20 protein-coding genes and 1 pseudogene are annotated in these 21,920 nt (G+C 69.5%); 7 read left to right on the plus strand and 14 right to left on the minus strand.

Annotated elements, in window-relative coordinates:
• Positions 1-30 precede the first annotated feature (30 nt).
• A pseudogene (infC, locus tag AB0F17_RS36775) lies at positions 31-543 on the minus strand (translation initiation factor IF-3); the annotation flags it as partial.
• Positions 544-849: 306 nt separating this feature from the next.
• On the opposite strand from infC, the gene AB0F17_RS36780 reads away from it, so the two are divergent.
• Both AB0F17_RS36780 and AB0F17_RS36785 read left to right on the plus strand, forming a co-directional pair.
• Positions 850-1,131 (plus strand): type II toxin-antitoxin system Phd/YefM family antitoxin, encoded by a 282-nt coding sequence (locus AB0F17_RS36780; protein WP_358032400.1) that lies wholly within the window; start codon positions 850-852, stop codon positions 1,129-1,131.
• 234 nt (positions 1,132-1,365) lie between these two features.
• On the plus strand, positions 1,366-1,536 hold the full coding sequence (locus AB0F17_RS36785) for a hypothetical protein (RefSeq protein WP_358032402.1): 171 nt from the start codon (positions 1,366-1,368) through the stop codon (positions 1,534-1,536).
• Here the strand turns inward: AB0F17_RS36785 and AB0F17_RS36790 are convergent.
• The 7 genes from AB0F17_RS36790 to AB0F17_RS36820 all read right to left on the minus strand — a co-directional run bounded on the left by AB0F17_RS36790 (position 1,508) and on the right by AB0F17_RS36820 (position 9,272).
• Positions 1,508-2,365 (minus strand): shikimate dehydrogenase, encoded by an 858-nt coding sequence (locus tag AB0F17_RS36790; protein WP_358032405.1) that lies wholly within the window; start codon positions 2,363-2,365, stop codon positions 1,508-1,510. The genes AB0F17_RS36785 and AB0F17_RS36790 overlap by 29 nt on opposite strands.
• 183 nt (positions 2,366-2,548) lie before the next feature.
• Entirely contained in the window at positions 2,549-3,703 is a 1,155-nt protein-coding gene (mltG, locus tag AB0F17_RS36795) for an endolytic transglycosylase MltG (protein ID WP_358032408.1), read from the minus strand.
• Positions 3,704-3,929: 226 nt separating this feature from the next.
• On the minus strand, positions 3,930-5,450 hold the full coding sequence (gene mltG / locus AB0F17_RS36800) for an endolytic transglycosylase MltG (RefSeq protein ID WP_358032410.1): 1,521 nt from the start codon (positions 5,448-5,450) through the stop codon (positions 3,930-3,932).
• A 46-nt stretch (positions 5,451-5,496) separates the two neighbouring features.
• Positions 5,497-5,979 carry a Holliday junction resolvase RuvX gene (gene ruvX, locus AB0F17_RS36805; RefSeq protein ID WP_358032413.1) on the minus strand — a complete coding sequence of 161 codons (483 nt, stop codon included), beginning with the start codon at positions 5,977-5,979 and terminating at the stop codon, positions 5,497-5,499.
• Position 5,980: 1 nt separating this feature from the next.
• Positions 5,981-8,653 (minus strand): alanine--tRNA ligase, encoded by a 2,673-nt coding sequence (gene alaS / locus AB0F17_RS36810; RefSeq protein WP_358032416.1) that lies wholly within the window; start codon positions 8,651-8,653, stop codon positions 5,981-5,983.
• Between the two features lie 17 nt (positions 8,654-8,670).
• The gene (locus AB0F17_RS36815) at positions 8,671-8,901 is read right to left on the minus strand and encodes a hypothetical protein (RefSeq protein WP_358032418.1); all 231 of its coding nucleotides are present in this window, start codon (positions 8,899-8,901) and stop codon (positions 8,671-8,673) included.
• On the minus strand, positions 8,898-9,272 hold the full coding sequence (locus AB0F17_RS36820) for a DUF948 domain-containing protein (RefSeq protein ID WP_214638618.1): 375 nt from the start codon (positions 9,270-9,272) through the stop codon (positions 8,898-8,900). Before AB0F17_RS36820 ends, AB0F17_RS36815 begins: the two co-directional genes overlap by 4 nt.
• A 128-nt stretch (positions 9,273-9,400) precedes the next feature.
• Between AB0F17_RS36820 and AB0F17_RS36825 the strand changes: the two genes are divergently transcribed.
• Entirely contained in the window at positions 9,401-9,544 is a 144-nt protein-coding gene (locus AB0F17_RS36825) for a hypothetical protein (RefSeq protein WP_358032421.1), read from the plus strand.
• Between the two features lie 48 nt (positions 9,545-9,592).
• On the opposite strand, the gene AB0F17_RS36830 is transcribed toward AB0F17_RS36825, so the two are convergent.
• Positions 9,593-10,894 (minus strand): replication-associated recombination protein A, encoded by a 1,302-nt coding sequence (locus AB0F17_RS36830; protein ID WP_358032425.1) that lies wholly within the window; start codon positions 10,892-10,894, stop codon positions 9,593-9,595.
• Positions 10,895-10,935: 41 nt separating this feature from the next.
• Entirely contained in the window at positions 10,936-11,415 is a 480-nt protein-coding gene (locus tag AB0F17_RS36835) for a DUF2231 domain-containing protein (RefSeq protein WP_358032428.1), read from the minus strand.
• 167 nt (positions 11,416-11,582) lie between these two features.
• Here AB0F17_RS36835 and AB0F17_RS36840 point away from each other — a divergent pair, with 167 nt between their 5' ends.
• Complete coding sequence (locus tag AB0F17_RS36840) at positions 11,583-12,482, plus strand: peptidylprolyl isomerase (protein WP_358032430.1); 900 nt, start codon at positions 11,583-11,585, stop codon at positions 12,480-12,482.
• A 56-nt stretch (positions 12,483-12,538) separates the two neighbouring features.
• Here AB0F17_RS36840 and aspS read toward each other — a convergent pair whose 3' ends face one another.
• From aspS to AB0F17_RS36855, 3 genes are read right to left on the minus strand one after another with little or no spacing between them, the layout of a single operon-like run.
• Entirely contained in the window at positions 12,539-14,275 is a 1,737-nt protein-coding gene (aspS, locus tag AB0F17_RS36845; RefSeq protein WP_358032433.1) for an aspartate--tRNA ligase, read from the minus strand.
• Complete coding sequence (gene hisS / locus AB0F17_RS36850; protein WP_358032436.1) at positions 14,272-15,531, minus strand: histidine--tRNA ligase; 1,260 nt, start codon at positions 15,529-15,531, stop codon at positions 14,272-14,274. The genes aspS and hisS overlap by 4 nt, the downstream gene beginning before the upstream one ends.
• A gap of 10 nt (positions 15,532-15,541) precedes the next feature.
• Complete coding sequence (locus AB0F17_RS36855; protein WP_358032438.1) at positions 15,542-16,222, minus strand: MBL fold metallo-hydrolase; 681 nt, start codon at positions 16,220-16,222, stop codon at positions 15,542-15,544.
• 139 nt (positions 16,223-16,361) lie between these two features.
• Here AB0F17_RS36855 and AB0F17_RS36860 point away from each other — a divergent pair, with 139 nt between their 5' ends.
• The 3 genes from AB0F17_RS36860 to AB0F17_RS36870 all read left to right on the plus strand — a co-directional run bounded on the left by AB0F17_RS36860 (position 16,362) and on the right by AB0F17_RS36870 (position 19,735).
• Positions 16,362-17,246: a peptidylprolyl isomerase gene (locus AB0F17_RS36860; protein WP_358032441.1), complete on the plus strand. Its 885-nt coding sequence runs from the start codon at positions 16,362-16,364 to the stop codon at positions 17,244-17,246.
• A 60-nt stretch (positions 17,247-17,306) separates the two neighbouring features.
• Positions 17,307-18,536 carry a DUF349 domain-containing protein gene (locus tag AB0F17_RS36865; RefSeq protein WP_358032444.1) on the plus strand — a complete coding sequence of 410 codons (1,230 nt, stop codon included), beginning with the start codon at positions 17,307-17,309 and terminating at the stop codon, positions 18,534-18,536.
• 95 nt (positions 18,537-18,631) lie between these two features.
• Entirely contained in the window at positions 18,632-19,735 is a 1,104-nt protein-coding gene (locus tag AB0F17_RS36870) for a cupin domain-containing protein (RefSeq protein WP_358032447.1), read from the plus strand.
• On the opposite strand, the gene AB0F17_RS36875 is transcribed toward AB0F17_RS36870, so the two are convergent.
• Complete coding sequence (locus AB0F17_RS36875) at positions 19,716-21,908, minus strand: bifunctional (p)ppGpp synthetase/guanosine-3',5'-bis(diphosphate) 3'-pyrophosphohydrolase (protein WP_358032449.1); 2,193 nt, start codon at positions 21,906-21,908, stop codon at positions 19,716-19,718. The genes AB0F17_RS36870 and AB0F17_RS36875 overlap by 20 nt on opposite strands.
• Between the last annotated feature and the right edge of the window lie 12 nt (positions 21,909-21,920).

The following is a 21,920-nucleotide window of genomic DNA, read 5'->3' on the forward strand; positions in this document are numbered from 1 at the left end:
GGCTGCGGCCTTTTCCGCCTTCGCCTCGGCCTTCTTCTTGTGCGGACCGATCACCATGATCATGTTACGACCGTCCTGCTTGGCGTGGGACTCGACGAATCCCAGCTCCTGGACGTCGTCCGCGAGCCGCTGCAGCAGGCGGAAACCGAGTTCCGGCCGGGACTGCTCGCGACCACGGAACATGATCGTGACTTTGACCTTGTCCCCCGCCTTGAGGAACCGCACCACGTGACCCTTCTTGGTCTCGTAGTCGTGCGGGTCGATCTTCGGCCGGAGCTTGATCTCCTTGATGATCGTGTGCGCCTGATTCTTGCGCGCCTCGCGCGCCTTCATCGCGGACTCGTACTTGAATTTGCCGTAGTCCATGAGCTTGCACACGGGCGGTCGAGCCGTGGCCGCGACCTCGACCAGGTCGAGGTCGGCCTCCTGAGCGAGCTTGAGGGCATCGTGAATGGAGACGATGCCGACCTGCTCGCCGTTCGGGCCCACGAGGCGCACCTCGGGAACTCGGATACGCTCGTTGATGCGGGGCTCAGTGCTGATGGGGCCTCCTAGGTTTGCGATCCCGTACGTGCTCGGTGCCGAGGAACTCCGCGCAAACGCGAAAAGCCCCGCACGTCGCGCATGCGGGGCCACTGAGCTCATTGGCATCGTGGCCGTAAGCTCCCCGGAGTAAGTCCGGCGTGATCCTGGACCCGGCCACCTCTCGGTGACACAGGTGGGAGGGAGACCTCCGCTTGCGCGTCCAGCAAGGCATGCCGGACCGATCAGGGAGTTACATTACCACAACCACCAGGCTTCTTCGAATCATCCCCGCTGGCCAGAGTCTCTGCGCCAAAGTTCTAGGGCATGAACGTAGAACAGCTCGAAGAGACCAGATGGCAGCTGCGGGAGGCCAAACAGCGCTTCAGCGAGGTCGTCCGTCGGGCCTATGACGAGGGACCGCAGATCGTCACCAGGCACGGGCAGGATGTGGCGGTGATCCTTGGCATCGAGGAATACCGCCGGCTCAAGGGTGAGCAGCCCGACTTCAAGGAATTCCTGCTCTCAGGTCCCGACCTGAGCGCGCTCGATCTCACCCGCGACAAGAGCAGCGCGATGCGGGGTACCGACTTCGAGGGCATCGAGTGAGCTACGTTCTCGACACCAACGCCGTGTCGGAAATGACCAAGCGTGCCAGAGGCGACAGCGTGCAGGGGTGGCTCGACACCATCACCGGGCCCAGCCTCTATGTGAGTGTCATGATGTTCGGCGAGCTCCGCAAAGGTGTCGAGCTGCTGTGTCGCCGCGACCCACTCCAGGCAGGTGGTTACGAATCCTGGCTAAACGGTTCAGGGCTCGGGTGCTGCCCGTCACCGAGTCGCCGTGGCCGAGGAATGGGGGCGGATGCACGCCGTACGGCCGCTCCCGATCGTCGACGGCCTCATCGCCGCCACCGCCCGCGCGCATGACTGGACCCTCGTCACCCGCAATGTGAAGGACTTCGTGGGCCTCGACGTCCAGCTGATCAACCCGTTCGACTGGCCGCCCGTCTGAGGATCTCCGCCTCACCGGCCGCGCGCATGGCCTCCACCGGCACATCCGTCCGGCCCGTCATCAGCTCCACCTGCCGCACCGCCTGGTGCAGCAGCATCGCGAACCCTCCGACCACGGTGCCGCCCGCAGTTTGGACGGCCGCCGCCGCGCTGGTCGGCCAGGGCGAGTAGACCACGTCGAAGAGCGCGGGAACTCCCGCCAGCCGCGCCGCGAAGGCGTCGGCCACACCGCCCGGCAGCGTGGACACCACCAGATCCACCCGCGTCGAGACATCGAGCTTGTCGAACGTCTCCACCGCCAGCGCCATCCCGAGCCGCTCGGCCACCCCTGCCGTCTCCCCCGCCCTGGCGGGATCGCGGACCAGCAGGGTCGCGGAGTACAGCCCCAGACCGCGCAGCGCCGCCAGCGTCGAAGCGGCGGTGGCGCCGCCGCCCAGCACGGTCGCCGACCTCGGCGCCGGGACCCCCGCCTCGGCCAGCGCCCGCTCGATGCCGTAGACGTCGGTGTTGTCCCCATGGCTCGCGCCGTCGCGGAACACCACGGTATTGGCGCCGCCCACCTCCACGGCCAGGTCGGAGACGCTGTCGAGCAGCGGCAGCACAGCCCGCTTGAGCGGCATGGTCAGCGACAGTCCCGCCCAGGCCCCCTCGTCCCCCGGCACCTCACCGCGTAGCGGCCTGAGCGTCCGCAGCAGGCCGGGCAGCCGGGCCTCGTCGCACTCCAGGGCCTCGTAACTCCACGCGTCGAGCCCCATCGCCCGATAGGCCGCCCGATGCAGGTAGGGCGACAGCGAATGCCCGATCGGCGCTCCCAGCACCCCTGCCCGCACGTGCTTCTCCTCTCAAAGCCCTGACTGACTTCTCTGTTGTACGGCATGCCCCGGCAGGCCCCAGTCACCGTACGGAGCTCAGGGCCTCCAGGGAGACGGCCGCTGAGCCCGCACAGGGCTGGGCACCGTTACGAGACGGTGAGACCGGTGGCGTGGCCGGCTTCCGCCGCTCAGCCCGAGGCGTCAGCCGCCGTTCTGACGGTATTCGTTGAGCAATACCTGGAATTCCGCATCCGTGACGGCGAACTTGGTGATCTTGCTCTTCGGGTCGGTGGCGACGAAGTAGAGCCAGTCGCCCTTGGCCGGGTTGAGAGCCGCCTCGATCGCGTGGTCACCCGGGTTGGAGATGGGGCCGGGCGGGAGGCCCAGGTATTTGTAGGTGTTGTACTTGGAGGTGCTCTCCAGCTGCGCGTGCGTCGCGGACGTGCCGCGCTTGCCCAGCCCGTAGAACACCGTGCTGTCCATCTTCAGCTGCATCTCCGGCTCGTGGGCGAGCCGGTTGTAGATGACGCGGGCGATCTTCGGCATGTCCTCGTAGCGGCCGGCCTCGGCCTGGACGATGCTGGCGATCGTGATGATCTCGGCGGGTGTGCGCCGCAGGGCCTTCGCGCCGCCCACGAGGTCGGCCTTCTCCGCCGTCTGGTTGAACCGGTCGACCATCTGCGACAGCATCTCGGCCGGCGTGGTCTTGGGCTGGAACTCGTACGTGGCGGGGAAGGCGTAGCCCTCGAGCTTGCCCTTGGCGTACTGGGGCAGCTCCATGTCGCCGGTGTCCTTGGCGGCGGCGACGAACTCCTTCAGCGGCTTGCCGGTCTTCTGGGCGAGCCGGCCGAGGACGTCGGTGAGGCGCAGCCCCTCCTCCAACGTGATCTTGACGATTAGCTTGTTGGCCGAGTCGAGCATCGTCACCGCGTTGGCGGCTGACATGCCCTTGCGCAGGGTGTACTGGCCCGGCTGGAGCGCGCCGCTCTTGTTGGCGTTGGCGATCGCGTTGGTGAACGCCCTGGCGCTGGCGACGACCCCCTGCCGCTCCAGCTCCTGCGCCACGTCGGAGGCGATCTGGCCGTCCTTGATTTCGATGGTCACTTCGCCCTTGCCCGCACCGGTGAAGTCGTCGGGCACCAGAGCGCCGCTGATCCACTGATAACCGAAATAGCCGCCGCCGCCGAGGATGCCCGCCAGGACGATGAAGGCCAGCAGCGGCGCGATGAAACCGCCCCGGTTTCGGCGCCTGCGGCGCCTGCGGCTGCCGCTCCTGCCGTTACCTCGGGCGCGGCGCCGGGAGGAGCCTTCGTCGTCCTCGGCGCCGAGCAGGGAATCCATGTCGAGATCGTTCATAGGTGCGCAGGCCAATCTCCCGGTACGTCCGGCCCGGCGTCAAGCGGAGCTGCCGAACCGTTGGGGGTCACCGAGCGGGGGGACCGCCGGGCGTGCACCCACGACCGGCGGATATCACTCTGGGTAGCCATGCTAGAGGACGGGAAGAGCGCGCGGCCCCCTGCTGGGGGGTTCCGCACGGGGATTTCGAAGATCCCCGGCGGGACGAAGGGGGTCCCGGCAAGCATCATTTCGTCCTGAGGTTACGGTTCAGCTCTTCCCGGTATCTCACGAACTCGCTCTCTTTGTTGGTGAATTTGGTGATTCTATGCGCCGGATCCGTGGTCACAAACCAGTGCCAATCTCCCTTCGCCGGGTGCAAGGCCGCTATCAGCGCCTTCTCTCCGGGATTGGCGATGGGGCCCGGAGGCAGCCCGGTATGGGCGTAGGTGTTGTACGGTGACCGGACCTTGGTGTCGCTCTCGGTGACTTTCAGGGTCCGCTTGCCCTGGGCGTACAGGACGGTGCTGTCGATCTGGAGCGGCGTGCCGCGCTGGAGCCGGTTGTAGATCACTCTGGAGATCTTGGGATAGTCCTCGTCCCTGCCGCCCTCGGCCTGCACCATGCTGGCCACCGTGACGGCCTCCAGCGGGGTCAGATGCACCCGCGGCGCCTTCTCCACCAGCTTCAGCTTCCGCGCCGCCGCGCGGAACCGCTCCACCATCGCGGCCAGCAGGTCGACGGCCTTGTCGCCGGGCTCGACCTCGTACGTGGCCGGAAACAGGAACCCTTCGAGGCCCCGGGCATACTTGGGCAGCCCGACCAGAGCCGTGTCGACCGCCCGCAACTCCTTGACCGCGAGTCCGGACTGTGCGGCCACCCGTTCGAAGGTCTCGCCCGCCCGCATGCCCTCGGGCACGGTGACGCGCCTGATCACCCGGGAGGCGGGCGCGAGCAGCAGATCGAGCGCGGCGCCCGCGGCCATGCCCTTGCGCAGCCGGTAGTGCCCCGGCCGCAGGCGTCCCGCCACGGCGCGCTCCTTGGTCACGTTCACGAACGACCGCCCGCTGGCCACCACCCCCGCGTCGGCCAGCACGGCCCCGATGTCCCCCGCGTTGGCGCCCGGCGGGATCCGCACGGTCACAGTCCCGCTGCCCGTGCCCTCGAAGTCGTCGGGGGCCAGGTACGGCTTGAGCACCCCGTAGGCTCCGGCGCCGATCGCGACGATCGACGCCGCCACCACGAGGCCCAGCAGCGCCGCCTTGCGCAGCGCCGCCCGCTTCCCCCGCCGCCCGGCCCCACCCGTGCTCCCGCCCGCGGCCACACTCCTGGACGCGCCGCCGCACTTGGCCTCGGCGCCGTCCTCGGCCTCACCGCTGAGGCCGAACGCACTCCCGCCCTTGACCCCGTCCCTGGTTTCGTTCGCGTCCCTGGACGTGCCACCGTCCGATGTCCCACCATCAGGACGCATGCCGCCATCGGACGTACCGCCGTCAGCAAGTGCGCCACCGCCAGACATGCCGCCATCAGAAGACCTGCCACCCTCGGACGGACCGGTCGAGCCGAGATCGTCCGCGTGGCGCTCCCGGTCGTCCGCTGCCGGGTCAGCCGTCCGGCGCGCGTCCTCCCCCGGAGATCCCCTGCCGTCCGGCACCGCATCCGGTGGGGCGACATCCGGCGCCACGGCCGGTGGCTCAGCGACGTCAGGGTCCGGGTTCGGGTCCGGGTCGAACGGGATCAGGTCGTCGTCGTCCGGTGGGTTGCTCATGCGGCCACCCCCGGCCGATCCCCGCCGTCCCCGAAAGGCAGCCCGGTCATGAGGCGGGTCCGTCGGCCGCCGTGGAGGGCGGATCGACGGGCCTGCCGGGTGGTCTGTCCGTGGCTCTCTCGACGTCGAGCGCGTCCTGCAGCAGCACGACCGCCGCCACTTGGTCGACGACCGCGCGTTGCTTCTTGGCCCGCACGCCGCTGGCCCGGAGCCCCTGCTGGGCGGCGACCGTGGTCAGCCGCTCGTCGAAGAGGCGGACGGGGGTGGGCGCCAGGCGTACGGCCAGCGATGTGGCGAACTCCCGGGCCAGCGCGGCGGCCGGCCCTTCGCGGCCCGACAGGGAGGTGGGCAGCCCGACCACGACCTCGATCGCCGAGTGTTCGTCGGCGATCGAGGCGATGCGGTCGAGGTCGCCCTGACCTCGCCGGACGGTCTCCACTGGGGTGGCCAGCAGGCCCGAAGGGTCGCTGCGGGCCACCCCGATGCGTACGGACCCGACGTCCACGCCGATCCGTGAACCGAACCGCATATCAGCCGAGCTGCTCCGCGATGGCCTGCTCGACCAGTCGCAGCGCGTCGTCGATCGCCTCCGGTCGTGTGCCGCCGCCTTGCGCGACATCGTCCTTGCCGCCACCGCCACCCCCAAGCGCCTTGGCGGCGACGCCGACCAGTCGTCCGGCCTTGAGCCCGTGCTCGCGTCCCGCCTCGTTGACCGCGGCAACCACCACGGGCCGGTCGGAGGGGACACCCGCGATCACGATGACCGCCGGTCGGTCAGCTGGGAACCTGCCACGCACATCAAGTGCGAGCTTACGCAGATCGTCCGGGCCAGTGCCGTCAGGCGCGCGGTGCGTCACCACGGAGACTCCGTGCAGGTCACCGGCTTGGGCCGCCAGCTCGCCCGCCACCTGGAGCACCTGCGCGGACCGGAGCCGCTCCAGCTCCTTCTCGGCGGTGCGCAGGCGGGTGACGATGCCTTCGACGCGCTCGGGCAGCTCCTCGCGGCGTGCCTTGAGCTGCTCGGTGAGCTGCGCGACCAGGACGCTCTCGCGGGCCAGGAAGCGGAACGCGTCGATGCCGACGAGCGCCTCGACGCGGCGCACACCGGCGCCGACCGACTGCTCGCCGAGCACCTTGACCAGGCCGAGCTGGCCGGAGCTGTGGACGTGGGTGCCGCCGCAGAGCTCGCGCGAGTAGTCGCCGATCTCCACGACGCGGACCTCGTCGCCGTACTTCTCGCCGAACATCGCCAGCGCGCCCATCGCCCGGGCCTCCGCCTGGGAGGTGTAGAAGGCGTTGACCTTGAGGTCGTTGATGAGCACCGCGTTGACCTCGTCCTCGACGTCGCGCAGCACGCTCGGCGGCACCGCGCCGGCCGCGGTGAAGTCGAAGCGGAAGCGGCCGGGCGAGTTTTCGGAGCCGGCCTGCGCCGCCGTCTCGCCCAGCGCGTTCTTGAAGCCGCGGTGGACGAGGTGGGTGGCGCTGTGGCTGCGTGAGATCGCGCGGCGCCGCTCGAGGTCGATCTCCGCCTGGGCGTCGTCACCGACCTTGAGCTCGCCCTTGCGGATCTTGCCGCGGTGGATGACGAGGCCCGCGAGCGGCGTCTGCACGTCGTGGATCTCGACCTCGGCACCGCCGGTGCGGATCACGCCCTGGTCGGCGAGCTGGCCGCCGCCCTCGGCGTAGAAGGGAGTGCGGCCGAGCACGACCTCCACGTCGGTGCCCGCGCCCGCCGCGGGGACCGGGACGCCGTCGACCAGGATGCCGACGATGCCGGTGTCGGCCTCGGTCTGGTCGTAGCCGAGGAACTCGACCCGGCCCGCCTTCTCCAGCAGCTGCCCGAAGACGGAGATGTCGGCGTTGCCGGTCTTCTTCGCCGCCGCGTCGGCCTTGGCGCGGTCGCGCTGCTCCTTCATCAGGCGGCGGAAGCCCTCCTCGTCGACCTGGAGTCCGTGCTCGGACGCCATTTCGAGAGTGAGGTCGATCGGGAAGCCGTAGGTGTCGTGCAGCTGGAACGCCTGGTCGCCGGAGAGCGTGGTGCCGGACTTGCGCTTGGTCTCCTCCACGGCGACGTCGAAGATGGCGGTGCCGGTGCGGAGCGTGCCGAGGAAGGACGCCTCCTCGGCGTCGATGACCCCGTGGATCTGCGGCGCGTCAACCTTGAGCTGCGGGTATTGCTCGCTCATGACCTCGATCGCGACGGCGGTCAGCGCGTGCATGTAGCGCTCGTCGCCGGAGCCGAGCAGGCGCAGGTTGCGGACCGAGCGGCGCAGGATGCGGCGCAGCACGTAGCCGCGGCCCTCGTTGCCGGGCATGACGCCGTCGGCGACGAGCATGGTGCCGGTGCGCACGTGGTCGGCGATCACCCGCAGGCTGACGTCGGAGCGGTGGTCGCGGCCGTAGCGGGTCTTGGTGAGCTCGGCCGCCTTGTCGAGGATCTTGTAGGTGGTGTCGATCTCGTAGATGTTGTCGACGCCCTGCAGGATCGCCGCCATGCGCTCCAGGCCCATGCCGGTGTCGATGTTCTTGGCGGGCAGGCCGCCGATGATGTCGAAGTCGACCTTGGTGCGGACCTCGCCCAGCTGGTCCTGCATGAAGACCAGGTTCCAGACTTCGAGGTAGCGGTTCTCGTCGGCGATGGGGCCGCCCTCGCGACCGTATTCGGGGCCGCGGTCGTAGTAGATCTCCGAGCACGGGCCACCGGGGCCGGGCACGCCCATGTGCCAGTAGTTGTCTTCGAGGCCGCGGCGCTGGATGCGGTCGAGGGGCAGGCCGACCTTGTTGTGCCAGATGTCGAGCGCCTCGTCGTCGTCGAGGTAGACGGTCGCCCAGAGCCGGTCGGCCGGGAAGCCGAAGCCGCCCTCGGACTCCGGCTTGGTCAGCAGCTCCCAGGCGAACGGGATCACGTCGGCCTTGAAGTAGTCGCCGATGGAGAAGTTGCCGAGCATCTGGAAGAACGTCGCGTGCCGGGTGGTCTTGCCGACCTCGTCGATGTCAGGGGTGCGGACGCATTTCTGCGCGGTGGCCAGCCGGACCGCCGGAGGCTTGCGCTGCCCCAGGAAGTACGGCTTGAACGGCGCCATACCCGCGTTGACCAGGAGAAGCGTCGGGTCCTCAGCGATCAGGCTGGCCGAGGGCACTACCTTGTGCCCACGCTCCTCGAAGAAGCGCAGGAAGCGGCGGGCGATCTCTGCCGACTCCATGGGGGCCATCCTTTGCGTTAGTGGTTGCTGTCAGGGTTGTCGAGCCCGAAGCGGGCCCGCAACTCCATTTCACGCTCCGCGGCCTCGCCGAACGCGTCAGAAGTAAAGTCTCTCACCCGTCCGAGCATGCTCGCGGCGCCGCCGACCGTCCGGCGGGCCACGTGATTGGGGTGGAGCGCCTGCAGCCTGCGCATCACCCAGAGGGTCAGCAGTGCGCCGAGCGACAGGTAGAACAACCGTCTGATCATCGCCGCCGCCCCGCCTTGCGCGGCCTGCGGACCTCGATGGCCCTGCGCACACCGTAGCCGATGGCCGAGACCTTGATCAGCGGTCCGGTGAACACGGTCTGGGTGACGGCGCTGAGCTTGGCGGCGTGGGAGCTCACCTGCTTGACGTCCTTGGTGATGGCCTCGACGGCCACCAGCTGCCTGTTGGTCTCGTTGACCGTCAGGCTCATGTCGTCGAGCAGCGGCGCCATGCGGGCGCTCAGGTCGGCCACCGCCCTGCCGGTCTCGGTGATCAGCCTGGTGAGCTTGACCAGCACCATGACGAGCACGCAGACCAGGACGATCCAGCCGGTGGCGGCGATCAGCCCGGCGACCTCTCCAGCGGTAAGCATCCGCTCATCTCCCTCATACGCTGGGCCGGAACGGCAAGAACCCTATCGCGTTCGAGGGCCCAGGCTACTGAGGACACCAGGCTCGATCAGGCCGCCACGTCGGTGGCGAACGTTTCCCGCTCGACCGCATGACCCCGCGAACGACGCCGATCTCGGGCGCGACCAGCCGTTCCGGCACGGCCATGGCCGCCGCGCGCACGGGCTTCGCCGCCCGCCGCATCGGCTGGGCGGTCTGCTCCGCGTGTTCGCGGATGCCGAAGTGCGCACGGTAACGATCACCGTCACACAGGGATCACGCCAGACCACGCCACCGGCGCTCTTCAAGACCCACGCAAAAAATCACGTATACGCGCCCACCGCTCAGCCAGAACCCCTTCGCCGCCGTGCTTGGTGGGCTCGTAGTAGCGCTTGTCGCGGACCTGCTCGGGCGCGTAGTCCTGGCGGACCAGCCCGTGGTCGAAGTCGTGCGGGTACTTGTAGCCGTCGCCGTGGCCCAGCTTGGCGGCGCCCGGGTAGTGGGCGTCGCGCAGGTGGCCGGGCACCTGCCCGATCAGGCCGCGGCGTACGTCGCCGATCGCCGCCCCGATGGCCTTCACGACGGCGTTGGACTTGGGCGCCAGCGCGCAGTGGATGACCGCGTGGGCCAGGTTGATCTGGCCCTCCGGCAGGCCGATCAGCTGCACCGCCTGGGCCGCGGCGACCGCGGTCTGCAGGCAGGTCGGGTCGGCCATGCCGACGTCTTCCGAGGCGAAGATGACGATGCGGCGGGCGATGAACCGCGGGTCCTCGCCCGCCTCGATCATCCGGGCCAGGTAGTGGAGCGCGGCGTCGGCGTCGGAGCCGCGCATCGACTTGATGAACGCGCTGATGACGTCGTAGTGCTGGTCGCCCTGCCGGTCGTAGCGGACGGCCGCCTTGTCGACGGCCTTCTCCACGACCTCGACCGAGATGTCGTCGGCCAGCAGCGCGGCGGCTTCGAGGTAGGTCAGGGAGCGGCGGGCGTCGCCGCCCGCCAGCCGTACGAGATGCTCCAGGGCCTCGGGGGCGAGGGTGGCGCGGCCGCCGAGACCGCGCTCGTCGGACACCGCGCGGTTCAGGACCACGCGGACGTCGTCGTCGCTCAGGGACTCGAGCGTGAGCAGCAGCGAGCGCGACAGCAGGGGGGAGATGACGGAGAAGAACGGGTTTTCGGTGGTCGCGCCGATGAAGGTGACCCAGCGGTTCTCGACGGCGGGCAGCAGGGCGTCCTGCTGGGCCTTGTTGAAGCGGTGGACCTCGTCGACGAAGAGCACGGTCTGCCGGCCGGTCATGCCCAGTTCGCGCTTGGCGGTGTCGATGGCGGCGCGTACGTCCTTGACCCCGGCCGAGACGGCGGAGACCTCGACGAAGCGCCGCTTGGTGACGTTGGAGACGACGTAGGCCAGCGTGGTCTTGCCGGTGCCCGGCGGTCCCCACAGGAAGAGCGACATCGGCGCCTCGCTCTCGACGAGCCTGCGCAGCGGGGTGCCCGGGCCGAGCAGGTGGCGCTGGCCGATCACCTCGTCGAGCGTGCGCGGCCGCATCCGGACCGCGAGGGGTTGCGGCGTGGCGTCCGCAGCCGCCGAATCGAACAGACTCTCCACAACGTGAGATTACAGGGTGGACCGGGTACAGCGGTCCACGCCTACGCCCCCCAGACGGCTCTGGCTCCCGAGTCGCCGGCGCGGAAGACGAAGTAGCCGACCACCACGGCCAGCAGCACCGTCACGCCGGACAGCACGAGCGTGACCGGACGGCCGAACCGGTCGCCGAGCGAGCCACGGCTCGGGCTGGTGGCGTAGACGAGCAGCAGCGCGGCGACCCCGAGTCCGGCGGCCGACAGCAGCAACGGGTTGGCGAAGCTCTCATGGGTGGAGATCCGCTGGCTCAGGGTGCCGTCGGCACTGGCGAAGCGGGCCTGCTTGAGGCTCTCGCCGCTCTCCTTGGCCGCGAAGACGGCCGCGGGCGCCCCCACGGAGAGCAGCACCACCGCCCACGCCAGCATCGGCCGCCAGCGGCTCAGCACCGCGTACGCCACGGAGGCGCCGGCCAGGAGAGGGGTCAGCACCACCGCGAAGTGGATGATCAGTGGGTGGGCGGGCAGGCCGAAGATCTCGTCGAACATGTCAGCGCTCCTAGTTCTCATTTCAACTACGAATAACGACACGATATGGTTCGCCACCAATCTCGTCACTCTGAGTGGTTTCCGCCTCTTACGTCCGGCACATCGAAGGGCCGGTAGCATTCGCGGAGTTGTTTGGTCATGTACAGGCAAAAGTGGAGGGCATACCGGTGAGCGGCGAAGACCGCCAGAGCCAGCTGGCTCGGGAGCACAAGGAGCGGCAGGAACAGCGCGCGGCCGCGGACACCGCCAAGGCGAGGCGGAACATCTTCATCGGGGCGGGCTTGGCGGTCGTCGTGGTCGCGGGCGGCATCTACGCCGCGACCACGCTGGTCGGCAAGGACGACCCGGCCAAGAAGGTCTCGGCCGAGAGCAGTCCGTCGGCCTCGGCCTCGACCAGCGCCGCTCCCTCGCCGACCCCGTCGCTGTCCTCGCTGCCGAAGAAGGCCGGCAAGGTGAGCTGCACGTACAAGCGGGAGACCGCCGACGTGCCGATGAAGTACGTGGGCATGCCCGGCAGCAAGCCGAACATGAAGCTGAAGACGATGACCGTCTTCACCAACCACGGCAAGATCGTCATCGACGTCGACCCGGCCGCGACGCCGTGTTCGGTCAACTCGATGGACTTCCTGGCCAAGAAGAACTTTTACAACAACACCAAGTGCCACCGCCTGGTGACGCCGGAGACCGCGGGGCTGTTCCTGCTGCAGTGCGGCGACCCCAAGGCCAAGGCCGACGGCAAGAACCCGACCGACGGCCAGGGCACGGCGGGCTACGTCTACGGGGACGAAGCCGTGGGCTCGATTCCGTACACCCGCGGCGTGGTGTTCCTCACCCAGCCGCAGGACGCGGCCGGCCAGAACAGCAGCCAGTTCGCCATCTCGCTGTCGGATGAGAACACGCAGATCGAGGCCCAGTACTCGGTGCTCGGCATGGTCCGCTCGGGTCTGGAGATCATCGAGAAGGTCGCCAAGGACGGCGTCATCGTCAGCAAGGACGACATCACCGGCGACGGCGGCTCGACCGCCCCGAAGAACCCGATCATCATCGAGAAGGTCACGGTCAGGTAGCCGCACACGTCAGAGCGCCCCGCCTCTCCTGAAGAGGCGGGGCGCTCTGCTGTCCGTCAGCCCTCGGTCTTGGGCTTGGCGTCGACGCCCGCCTCCTTGCGCTGCTCGACCGTGATCGGCGTCGGCGCGCCGGTGAGCGGGTCGAACCCGGAGGCGGTCTTCGGGAAGGCGATCACGTCGCGGATCGACTCGCCGTCGGCCAGCAGCATGCAGATGCGGTCCCAGCCGTAGGCGATGCCTCCGTGCGGGGGCGGGCCGTACTTGAACGCCTCCAGCAGGAAGCCGAACTTGTTCTCGGCCTCCTCCTTGGAGATGCCGAGCACGTCGAAGACGCGCTGCTGCATCTCCGCCCGGTGGATACGGATGGAGCCGCCGCCGATCTCCATGCCGTTGCAGACCATGTCGTAGGCGTAGGCCAGGGCCTCGCCCGGGTGGTCCTGGAAGTTGTCGGCCCATTCGGGCTTGGGGCCGGTGAACGGGTGGTGCACGGCCGTCCAGCCGCCTTCGCCGTCCTCCTCGAACATGGGCGCGTCGACGACCCACAGGAACGACCACAGCGACTCGTCGATGAGGCCGCAGCGGCGGCCGATCTCCAGCCGGGCCGCGCCGAGCAGGTCGCGCGCCGCGTTGCGGGCGCCGGCCGCGAAGAAGACCGCGTCGCCCGGCTGAGCGCCGACCTTCGCCGCAAGTCCGGAAATTTCCTCTTCTGAGAGGTTCTTCGCCACCGGGCCGCCGAGCGTGCCGTCCTCCTGGACGAGTACGTACGCCAGACCCTTGGCGCCACGCGAGCGCGCCCACTCCTGCCAGCCGTCGAGCTCCTTGCGGGTCTGCGAGGCGCCGCCCGGCATGACGACCGCGCCCACGTAGTCGGCCTGGAACACGCGGAAGGAGGTGCCAGCGAAGTAGCCGGTCATCTCGACGAGCTCCTGGCCGAAGCGCAGGTCGGGCTTGTCGGAGCCGTAGCGGGACATCGCGTCGGCGTAGGTCATGCGCGGCAGCGGCGTCGGGATCTCGTAGCCGAGCGTCTCGCGCCACACGCGGCTGATGAGCTTCTCGCCGACCTCGATGACGTCTTCCTGGTCGACGAACGACATCTCGACGTCGATCTGGGTGAACTCCGGCTGCCGGTCGGCCCGCAGGTCCTCGTCGCGGTAGCACTTGGCGAGCTGGTAGTAGCGCTCCAGCCCGCCCACCTGGAGCAGCTGCTTGAAAAGCTGCGGCGACTGCGGCAGGGCGTACCAGTTGCCCGGCTGCAGCCGGACCGGCACCAGGAAGTCACGCGCGCCCTCGGGCGTGGACCTGGTCAGCGTCGGCGTCTCGACGTAGACGAAGCCCAGCTCGTGCATGACCTCGTTGGCCAGGTAGGTGGCCTTCGAGCGGATCCGCAGGGCGTTGGCCACCTGCGGGCGGCGGATGTCGAGATAGCGGTACTTGAGGCGGGCCTCCTCGGAGACGGCCGTGCCACCCTCGATCGGGAACGGCAGCGGCGCGGACTCGCTGAGCACCTCGACCCGCTCGGCGACGACCTCGATCGCGCCGGTGGGCAGCTCGGGGTTCTCGTTGCCCTCCGGCCTGACCCGGACCTGGCCCACGACCAGCACGCAGTATTCGGCGCGCAGGTCGTGCGCGTGGTCCTCCTCGCGGAAGACCACCTGCGCCGAGCCGGAGGCATCGCGCAGGTCGATGAAGACCACACCGCCGTGATCACGGCGCCGGGCCACCCATCCTGCGAGCGTCACCTGCTGCCCGGCGTGCTCCTCGCGGAGCGACCCGGCGGTATGCGTGCGCATCACTGCACTTTCCCCTTCAAGACATCGACGACCTGGGCCAACGGCACCTCGGTCTGCTCAGCGGTGGTCAGGTCTTTCAGTTGTACGGCCTGCGCGGCCAGGTCACGCTCGCCCAGGATCAGCGCGAACCGGGCACCCGAGCGGTCGGCGCCCTTCATCGCGCCCTTGAGCCCCTTGCCGCCGTAGGCCAGGTCGGCGCTGACGCCCGCCTGGCGCAGCTCGGTCACGAGCAGGAACATCCGGCGGCGGGCTTCGTCACCCAGCGGGACACCGTACACCTGGACGCGTCCCGGTGCGGTGTCGTCGAGCAGTCCCTCGGCCTCCATGGCGAGGACCGTGCGGTCGACGCCGAGCGCCCAGCCGACGCTGGGCAGGGGCGGCCCGCCGAGCATCTCGCTGAGCCCGTCGTAGCGCCCGCCGCCACCGACCGCGGACTGCGAGCCGAGCCCGTCGTGGACGAACTCGAACGTGGTGCGCGTGTAGTAGTCGAGCCCGCGCACCAGCCGCGGATCGTCCTTGTAGGCGACGCCCGCGGCGCTCAGCAGCGCGCGGACCTCCTCGTGGTAGGACTCGCACGCGGCGCACAGGTGGTCGACCACCAGGGGCGCACCGGTCAGCTGCGCCTGCACCTCGGGCCGCTTGTCGTCGAGCACCCGCAGCGGGTTGATCTCGATCCGGGCCTTGGTGTCCGCGTCGAGGTCGAGCCCGCGCAGGAAGTCCTGCAGCGCCGCCCGGTAGGTGGGCCGGCAGGTCTTGTCGCCCAGCGAGTTGATCAGCAGCCGGACGCCCGTCAGACCGAGCGCGGCGAAGCCCTGGGCGCCCAGCACGACGAGCTCGGCGTCGAGCGCGGGGTCCTCGGAGCCGAGCGCCTCGGCGCCGACCTGCCAGAAGTGACGGTAACGGCCCTTCTGGGAGCGTTCGTAGCGGAATTGGCTGCCGGAATACCACAACTTGACCGGGAGCTGACCGTTGTGCAGGCCGTGCTGCAGGACCGCGCGCACGACCGACGCGGTGCCCTCGGGCCGCAGCGTCAGGGAGCGGCCCGCTTTGTCGGGAAAGGTGTACATCTCTTTGGACACGATGTCGGTCGACTCGCCGACGCCCCTGGCGAACAGCTGCGTGTCCTCGAACACCGGCGTCTCGACGTAGCCGTAGCCGGCCAGGCGGGCCGGGCCGACGAGAGCCTCGCGGACGGCGAGGACCCGCTCGGAGCGGGGCGGCAGCCAGTCGAAGGTGCCCTTTGGCGCTTGGAAGCTCATGAGATCCCTGTTAGATGCCTCGTGTGGGACCGGCGTGCGGCGCGGCTTCCTTCAGATATGGATTGGTGGCGCGCTCGCGGCCGATCGTGGTCTGTGGTCCGTGGCCCGGCAGGACGACCGTATCGTCAGGCAGCGGCAGGCACTTGTCGGCCAGGCTGCGCAGGATCGTCGGGTAGTCGCCGCCCGGCAGGTCGGAGCGGCCGATGGAGCCGGCGAACAGCAGGTCGCCCGACAGCATCACGTCGTCGTCAGGCAACCGGAAGCTCACCGACCCCCTGGTATGGCCGGGTGTGTGGTCGACCACGATCTCCAGCCCGGCCAGCGGCAGCACGGCCCCGTCGGACAGCTCGCGTACGTCGTCGGGCTCGCTCAGCGTGATGCCGCCGAACATCGAGGAGCTCGTCGGCGACCAGCCCGCGGCCGGGTCGCTCAGCAGGTGCCGGTCGTCGGGATGGATCCAGGCGGGCACGTCGCGCGCGCCGCAGACCGGGGCCACCGACCAGACGTGGTCGAGGTGACCATGCGTGAGCAGGACCGCCACCGGCTTGAGCCGATGCTCTTTCAGCAGCTCGTCGACCCCGTCGACCGCGTCCTGACCTGGATCGACGATCACGCACTCCTCGCCCGCTGCGGGCGCGACGACGTAACAATTGGTCTGGAAGGCCCCTGCGGGGAAGCCTGCGATGAGCATCTGCCTCAGCTGATCTCGTCAAAAAAGCCAATGGGAATGTAACCGAAGGGTACCGGTGCGGGTCGCCGGGCTGCGAATCATTACCCGTTGGCCGATACGATTCGCCCACCTCAGTTGATTGACTATGGGAGGCAAAGCGGTGGCCACGGGGAAGGACCGGCAGAAACAGCTGGCACGCGAGCACCACGAGCGGCAGCTGGCACGCCGACTCGAGCGCGAGCAGCGCGCCAAGCGCATGGCGATCATCGGCTCCACGGTGGGCGTGATCGTCGTGGTGGGGGGCATCGTGGCCGCGGTCGCGTTGCTGGGCGGCGGCGACTCCAAGACCGACGCCGCCGCGACGGCGCAGCCCTCGGACACGGCGGTGCCCTCGGCCTCGGCCTCGGCGACGCCCGCCGCGGGCCCCAAGCCGTACGACGCCGCGACCGGCACGTGCGACTACGTCGCCGACAAGAGCGGCGGCGTGGTCAAGGACGTCGGGCTCCCGCCGAAGAAGGTGAAGCTCAAGCCGGCGACCAAGACGATGACGCTCGACACCAACCTGGGCGACATCGTCGTGCAGCTCGACAACGCCAAGGCGCCCTGCACGGTCAACTCTCTGGCCTACCTGGCGGAGAAGAAGTTCTACGACGGCAGCAAGTGCCACCGGCTGGGCAGCGCGCAGTTCCCGATGCTGCAGTGCGGAGACCCGCAGGCCAAGGCCGACGGCAAGGGCGAGTCGGACGGCGCCGGCGGCCCCGGCTACGTCATGGGCGAGGAAAATCTCACGGGCGCCACCTACAAGCGCGGCGTGATGGCGATGGCCAAGACACAGGCGCCGGGCACCACCGGAAGCCAGTTCTTCCTGGTCTTCGGCGACCTGCAACTCACCCCGGATTACACGCCAGTGGGTACGATCACCAAGGGTCTCGACATCCTCGACAAGGTGAACAAAGCGGGCGTCATCGCGGGCGGACAGGATGGCACCGGGGCACCTAAGGAAACCGTCGTAATCAAAGACGTGACATTCTCTGGCAAGAGCTGACGTAATACAAACTAGGGACAGTAGTCCCGAAGGGTCTGATGGATAGTGCGGGAGGACACGGTGAGCACCGACCCGTGGGGCCGGGTAGACGACGACGGCACCGTCTACGTGCGTACGGCTGAGGGAGAGCGAGCCGTCGGTTCCTGGCAGGCCGGTGAACCGGACGAGGCACTGGCCTACTTCCATCGCAAGTACGACGAGCTGGCCGGCCAGATCACGCTGCTGGAGCAGCGGGTCAAGGGCACCGACCTGGCTCCGGCACAGGCCAAGGCCAGCATCGTCAAGCTCCGCGAGGCGGTCGCCGAGGCACACGCCATCGGCGACCTCGCCGCGCTGACGGCCCGTCTCGACGGGCTGACGGAGGTGGTCGCGCAGCGGCGCGAGGAGGTCAAGGCCGCGCGCGAGCACGCGCGGGCCGAGGCCAAGACGGTCAAGGAGCGCATCGTCGCCGAGGCCGAGCGCATCGCCGACGAGACCACCCACTGGAAGTCGGGTGGCGAGCGGCTGCGCCAGCTGGTCGAGGAGTGGAAGGCGGCCGACCGCATCGACCGGGTCACCGAGGCGGCCCTGTGGAAGCGGCTGTCGGCTGCCCGCACGGCCTTCGCCAAACGGCGCAAGCAGTACTTCGCGGGGCTCGACGAGCAGCGCGAGGGCGTACGCGCCGACAAGGAGCGCATCGTCGCCGAGGCGGAGGCGATCGCCGACTCGACCGACTGGGCCACGACGGCGGCCGTCTACCGCGACCTGATGCAGCGCTGGAAGAGCGCGGGCCGGGCGTCGCGGGAGGCCGAGGACGACCTGTGGGCGCGTTTCAAGGGCGCCCAGGACCTGTTCTTCCAGGCCCGCTCGGCGGTGTTCGCCGAGCGTGACGCGTCCCTGGCGGCCAACGCCGAGATCAAGGAGGTGCTGCTGACGGAGGCCGAGAAGATCCTTCCGGTCACCGACGTACGCACGGCCAGAGCGGCGCTGCGCCACATCCTGGAGCGCTGGGAGGCGGCCGGTCCGGTGCCGCGCGAGCAGCGCGACCGGCTCGAAGGCGGCCTGCGCAAGGTGGACGACGCCGTGCGCAAGGCCGAGGACGCCGAGTGGAAGCGGTCCAACCCCGAGGCCAGGGCCCGCGCCCAGAGCACGGTCGACCAGCTGCGCACCACGATCGAGCAGTTGGAGAAGCGCCTGGTCAAGGCCCAGACCGCCGGACGCGCCAAGGACGTCAAGGAGGCCGAGGAGGCCATCACGGCGCGCCGTTCGTGGCTGGAGGAGGCCGAGCGGACGCTGGCCGAGTTCAGCTGAGGTTTCCGCCAGTCCGCGGGCGAAGGGGGTCGCCTGCGTGCCCGGCTCTCAGGGTGCCGGGCCGATGAGGGCGCGGGAGCTTTAGGGTGGCAGGCATGGATCCCGTGCCCGCCGCGCGCGCCCTGGTCGCCGAGCTGTTCCCGGACGCGCTCTATGCCTTTCTGGGCGGCGGTTCGCCGGTCGGCCATCGGACGAGCCGGTCCGATCTCGACGTGGTCGTGGTGCTGGACGGCCTGGCCGTGCCCTACCGCGAGTCGTTGCGGTGGCGTGAGTGGCCGGTCGACCTGATGGTGCACAACGAGCTGAGCCTGATCGCCTACGCCGACCGCGATCTGGCCGGCCGCCGGCCCACCCTGCCGCGCATGTGCGCGGAGGGCGTGGTGCTCACCGACCGGGCGGGGCGGGCCGCCGAGGTCCAGGCGGCCATGCGCGAACGCCTCTCCGCAGGTCCCGGCCCCGCCGCGCCGGGGATGCTGGACCGGGCCCGCTACGCCCTGTCGGACCTGCTCGACGACCTGGCGGGCGCTACCGACCCGGGCGAGCAGGCGTTCATCCGCTGGCAGATCGTCCAGGAGTCGGCCCGGCTGGCGCTGACGGCCGCCGGCCGCTGGCACGGCTCGGGCAAGTGGCTGCTGCGCGAGCTGCGCTCCTACGACGCGGCGCTCGCCGACGCGCTGCTCTCCGCCCACGACGATCCGGTACGCCTGGCCGCCACGGCCGCGAACGTGCTGCAGCGGGCCGGAGGGCGCCTGTGGGAGGGCTACCGGTCAGACGGGGACCCGTTCCACCAACGGCTGCGTCACCTCACCACAGACGATCTGACGTCCGAGACCGCCCAGAGCTCCGGCATGCACCGCCTGGCGGCCGTCAGCGGGCGCACCGCCGGGTCCGGCAAGCTGTGGATGGGCCAGACCCACGTCGCCCCCTCCACGCGCTCGGCGGATCACCATCACGGGGAGTCGGAGACGGCCATCTACGTGGTCAGCGGCACGCCGTCGTTCGTGTTCCTGGACCCCGGCAGCGCACGCGAGACCCGGCTGGAGACCAAGCCGGGTGACTACATCTTCGTCCCGCCCTACGTGCCGCACCGCGAGGAGAACCCCGACCCCGATCAGGAGGCCGTGGTGGTCATCGCCCGCAGCACCCAGGACGCGATCGTGGTCAACCTGCCGGATCTTTCTACGTACTGGCGCCGCTGACCCGGTAGACGTCGAAGACGCCCTGAATGGTGCGGACGGCTTTGAGCACATGACCGAGATGCTTGGGATCGCCCATCTCGAAGGTGAACTTGCTGATCGCCACCCGGTCTCGTGAGGTGGTCACCGAGGCGCTGAGGATGTTGACGTGCTGGTCGGACAGGGTCCTGGTGACGTCGGACAGGAGGCGGGGCCGATCGAGGGCCTCGACCTGGATGGCCACCAGGAAGACCGAGTCGTCGCCCGGCGACCAGCTCACCTCCACCAGGCGGTCGGGCTGCGACTTGAGCTGCGTGATGTTGGTGCAGTCGGCGCGGTGCACGGACACCCCGTGCCCCCGGGTGACGAAGCCGACGATCTCGTCGCCGGGCACCGGGGTGCAGCACTTCGACAGGCGTACCCAGACGTCGCTGTCGCCCGCGACGACCACCCCCGCGCCGCCACCGCCCCGGGGACGGCCGCGCAGGCGCGTCGGGAGCGAGGTCTCGGCGATGTCCTCCTCGGCGCTGTCGACGCCGCCGATGGAGGCCACGAGCTTCTGCACGACCGTCTGGGCGGCGACGTGCCCCTCCCCCACGGCCGCGTAGAGGGCCGACACGTCGGGATAGCGCAGGTCACGGGCCAGGGCCAGCAGCGACTCGCCGGACATCAGGCGTTGCAGCGGCAGCCCCTGCTTGCGCATGGCCCGGCCGATGGCCTCCTTGCCCGCCTCGATCGCGGTCTCGCGGCGCTCCTTGGAGAACCACTGCCGGATCTTGTTGCGGGCGCGGCCGGACTTGACGAACTTGAGCCAGTCGCGCGACGGGCCGGCGTCGGGTGACTTCGAGGTGAAGATCTCGACCGTGTCGCCGTTGCCCAGCCGCGACTCCAGCGGCACCAGGCGGCCGTTCACGCGGGCGCCGATGCAGCGGTGACCGACCTCGGTGTGGACCGCGTAGGCGAAGTCGACCGGGGTGGCCCCCTCCGGCAGCGCCACCACCTGGCCGCGCGGGGTGAAGACGTAGACCTCGGAGACCGACAGGTCGAAGCGGAGCGACTCCAGGAACTCGCCCGGGTCGGAGGTCTCCTTCTGCCAGTCGAGGAGCTGGCGCAGCCAGGCCATGTCGCTGCCCGGCTTGACCTTGCCGGCCGGGCCCGGGGCGCCGACCTCCTCTTTGTACTTCCAGTGGGCGGCCACGCCGTATTCGGCCCGGTGGTGCATGCCCTGCGTGCGGATCTGCAGCTCGACGGGCTTGCCCTCGGGACCGATCACCGTGGTGTGCAGCGACTGGTACATGTTGAACTTGGGCATCGCGATGTAGTCCTTGAACCGGCCGGGGACCGGGTTCCAGCGCGCGTGGATCGTTCCGAGCGCCGCGTAGCAGTCGCGCACGCTGTCGACGAGGACTCTGATGCCCACCAGGTCGTAGATGTCGTCGAAGGCCACATCCCTGGCGATCATCTTCTGGTAGACCGAGTAGTAGTGCTTGGGCCGGCCCTTGACCACCGCGCGGATCTTCGCCTCGCGCAGGTCGCCGGAGACCTTCTCGATGACCTCCTGCAGGAACAGGTCCCTGCGCGGGGCCCGCTCCGACACCATGCGCGCGATCTCGTCGTAGCGCTTGGGGTAGAGCATGGCGAAGGCCAGGTCTTCGAGCTCCCACTTGATGGTGTTCATGCCCAGGCGGTGGGCCAGCGGGGCGAAGATCTCCAGGGTCTCGCGGGACTTCTGGTGGCGCTTGTGCTCGGGCAGGTAGCGCATCGTGCGCATGTTGTGCAGCCGGTCGGCCAGCTTGATGATCAGCACCCGGATGTCGCGCGACATCGCCACGACCATCTTGCGCACGGTCTCGGCCTGCGCGGCGTCGCCGAACTTGACCTTGTCGAGCTTGGTGACGCCGTCGACCAGGGAGGCGATCGTGTCGCCGAAGTCGCCGCGCAGCTCCTCGAGGCCGTAGGCGGTGTCCTCGACGGTGTCGTGCAGCAGCGCCGCGCACAGCGTCTCGTCGTCGGTGCCGAGCTCGGCCAGGATCGTCGCGACGGCCAGCGGATGGGTGATGTACGGGTCGCCGCTCTTCCGCTTCTGGTCGCGGTGATGGTAGGCGGCCACGTCATAGGCGTGCTCGATCAGGCGCAGGTCCGCCTTGGGATGAGTGGCACGGACCGTCCTGAACAGCGGCTCCAGCACCGGATTCATGGCCCCACCCCC

The organism is Nonomuraea sp. NPDC026600 (assembly GCF_040638335.1).
Classification (GTDB): domain Bacteria; phylum Actinomycetota; class Actinomycetes; order Streptosporangiales; family Streptosporangiaceae; genus Nonomuraea.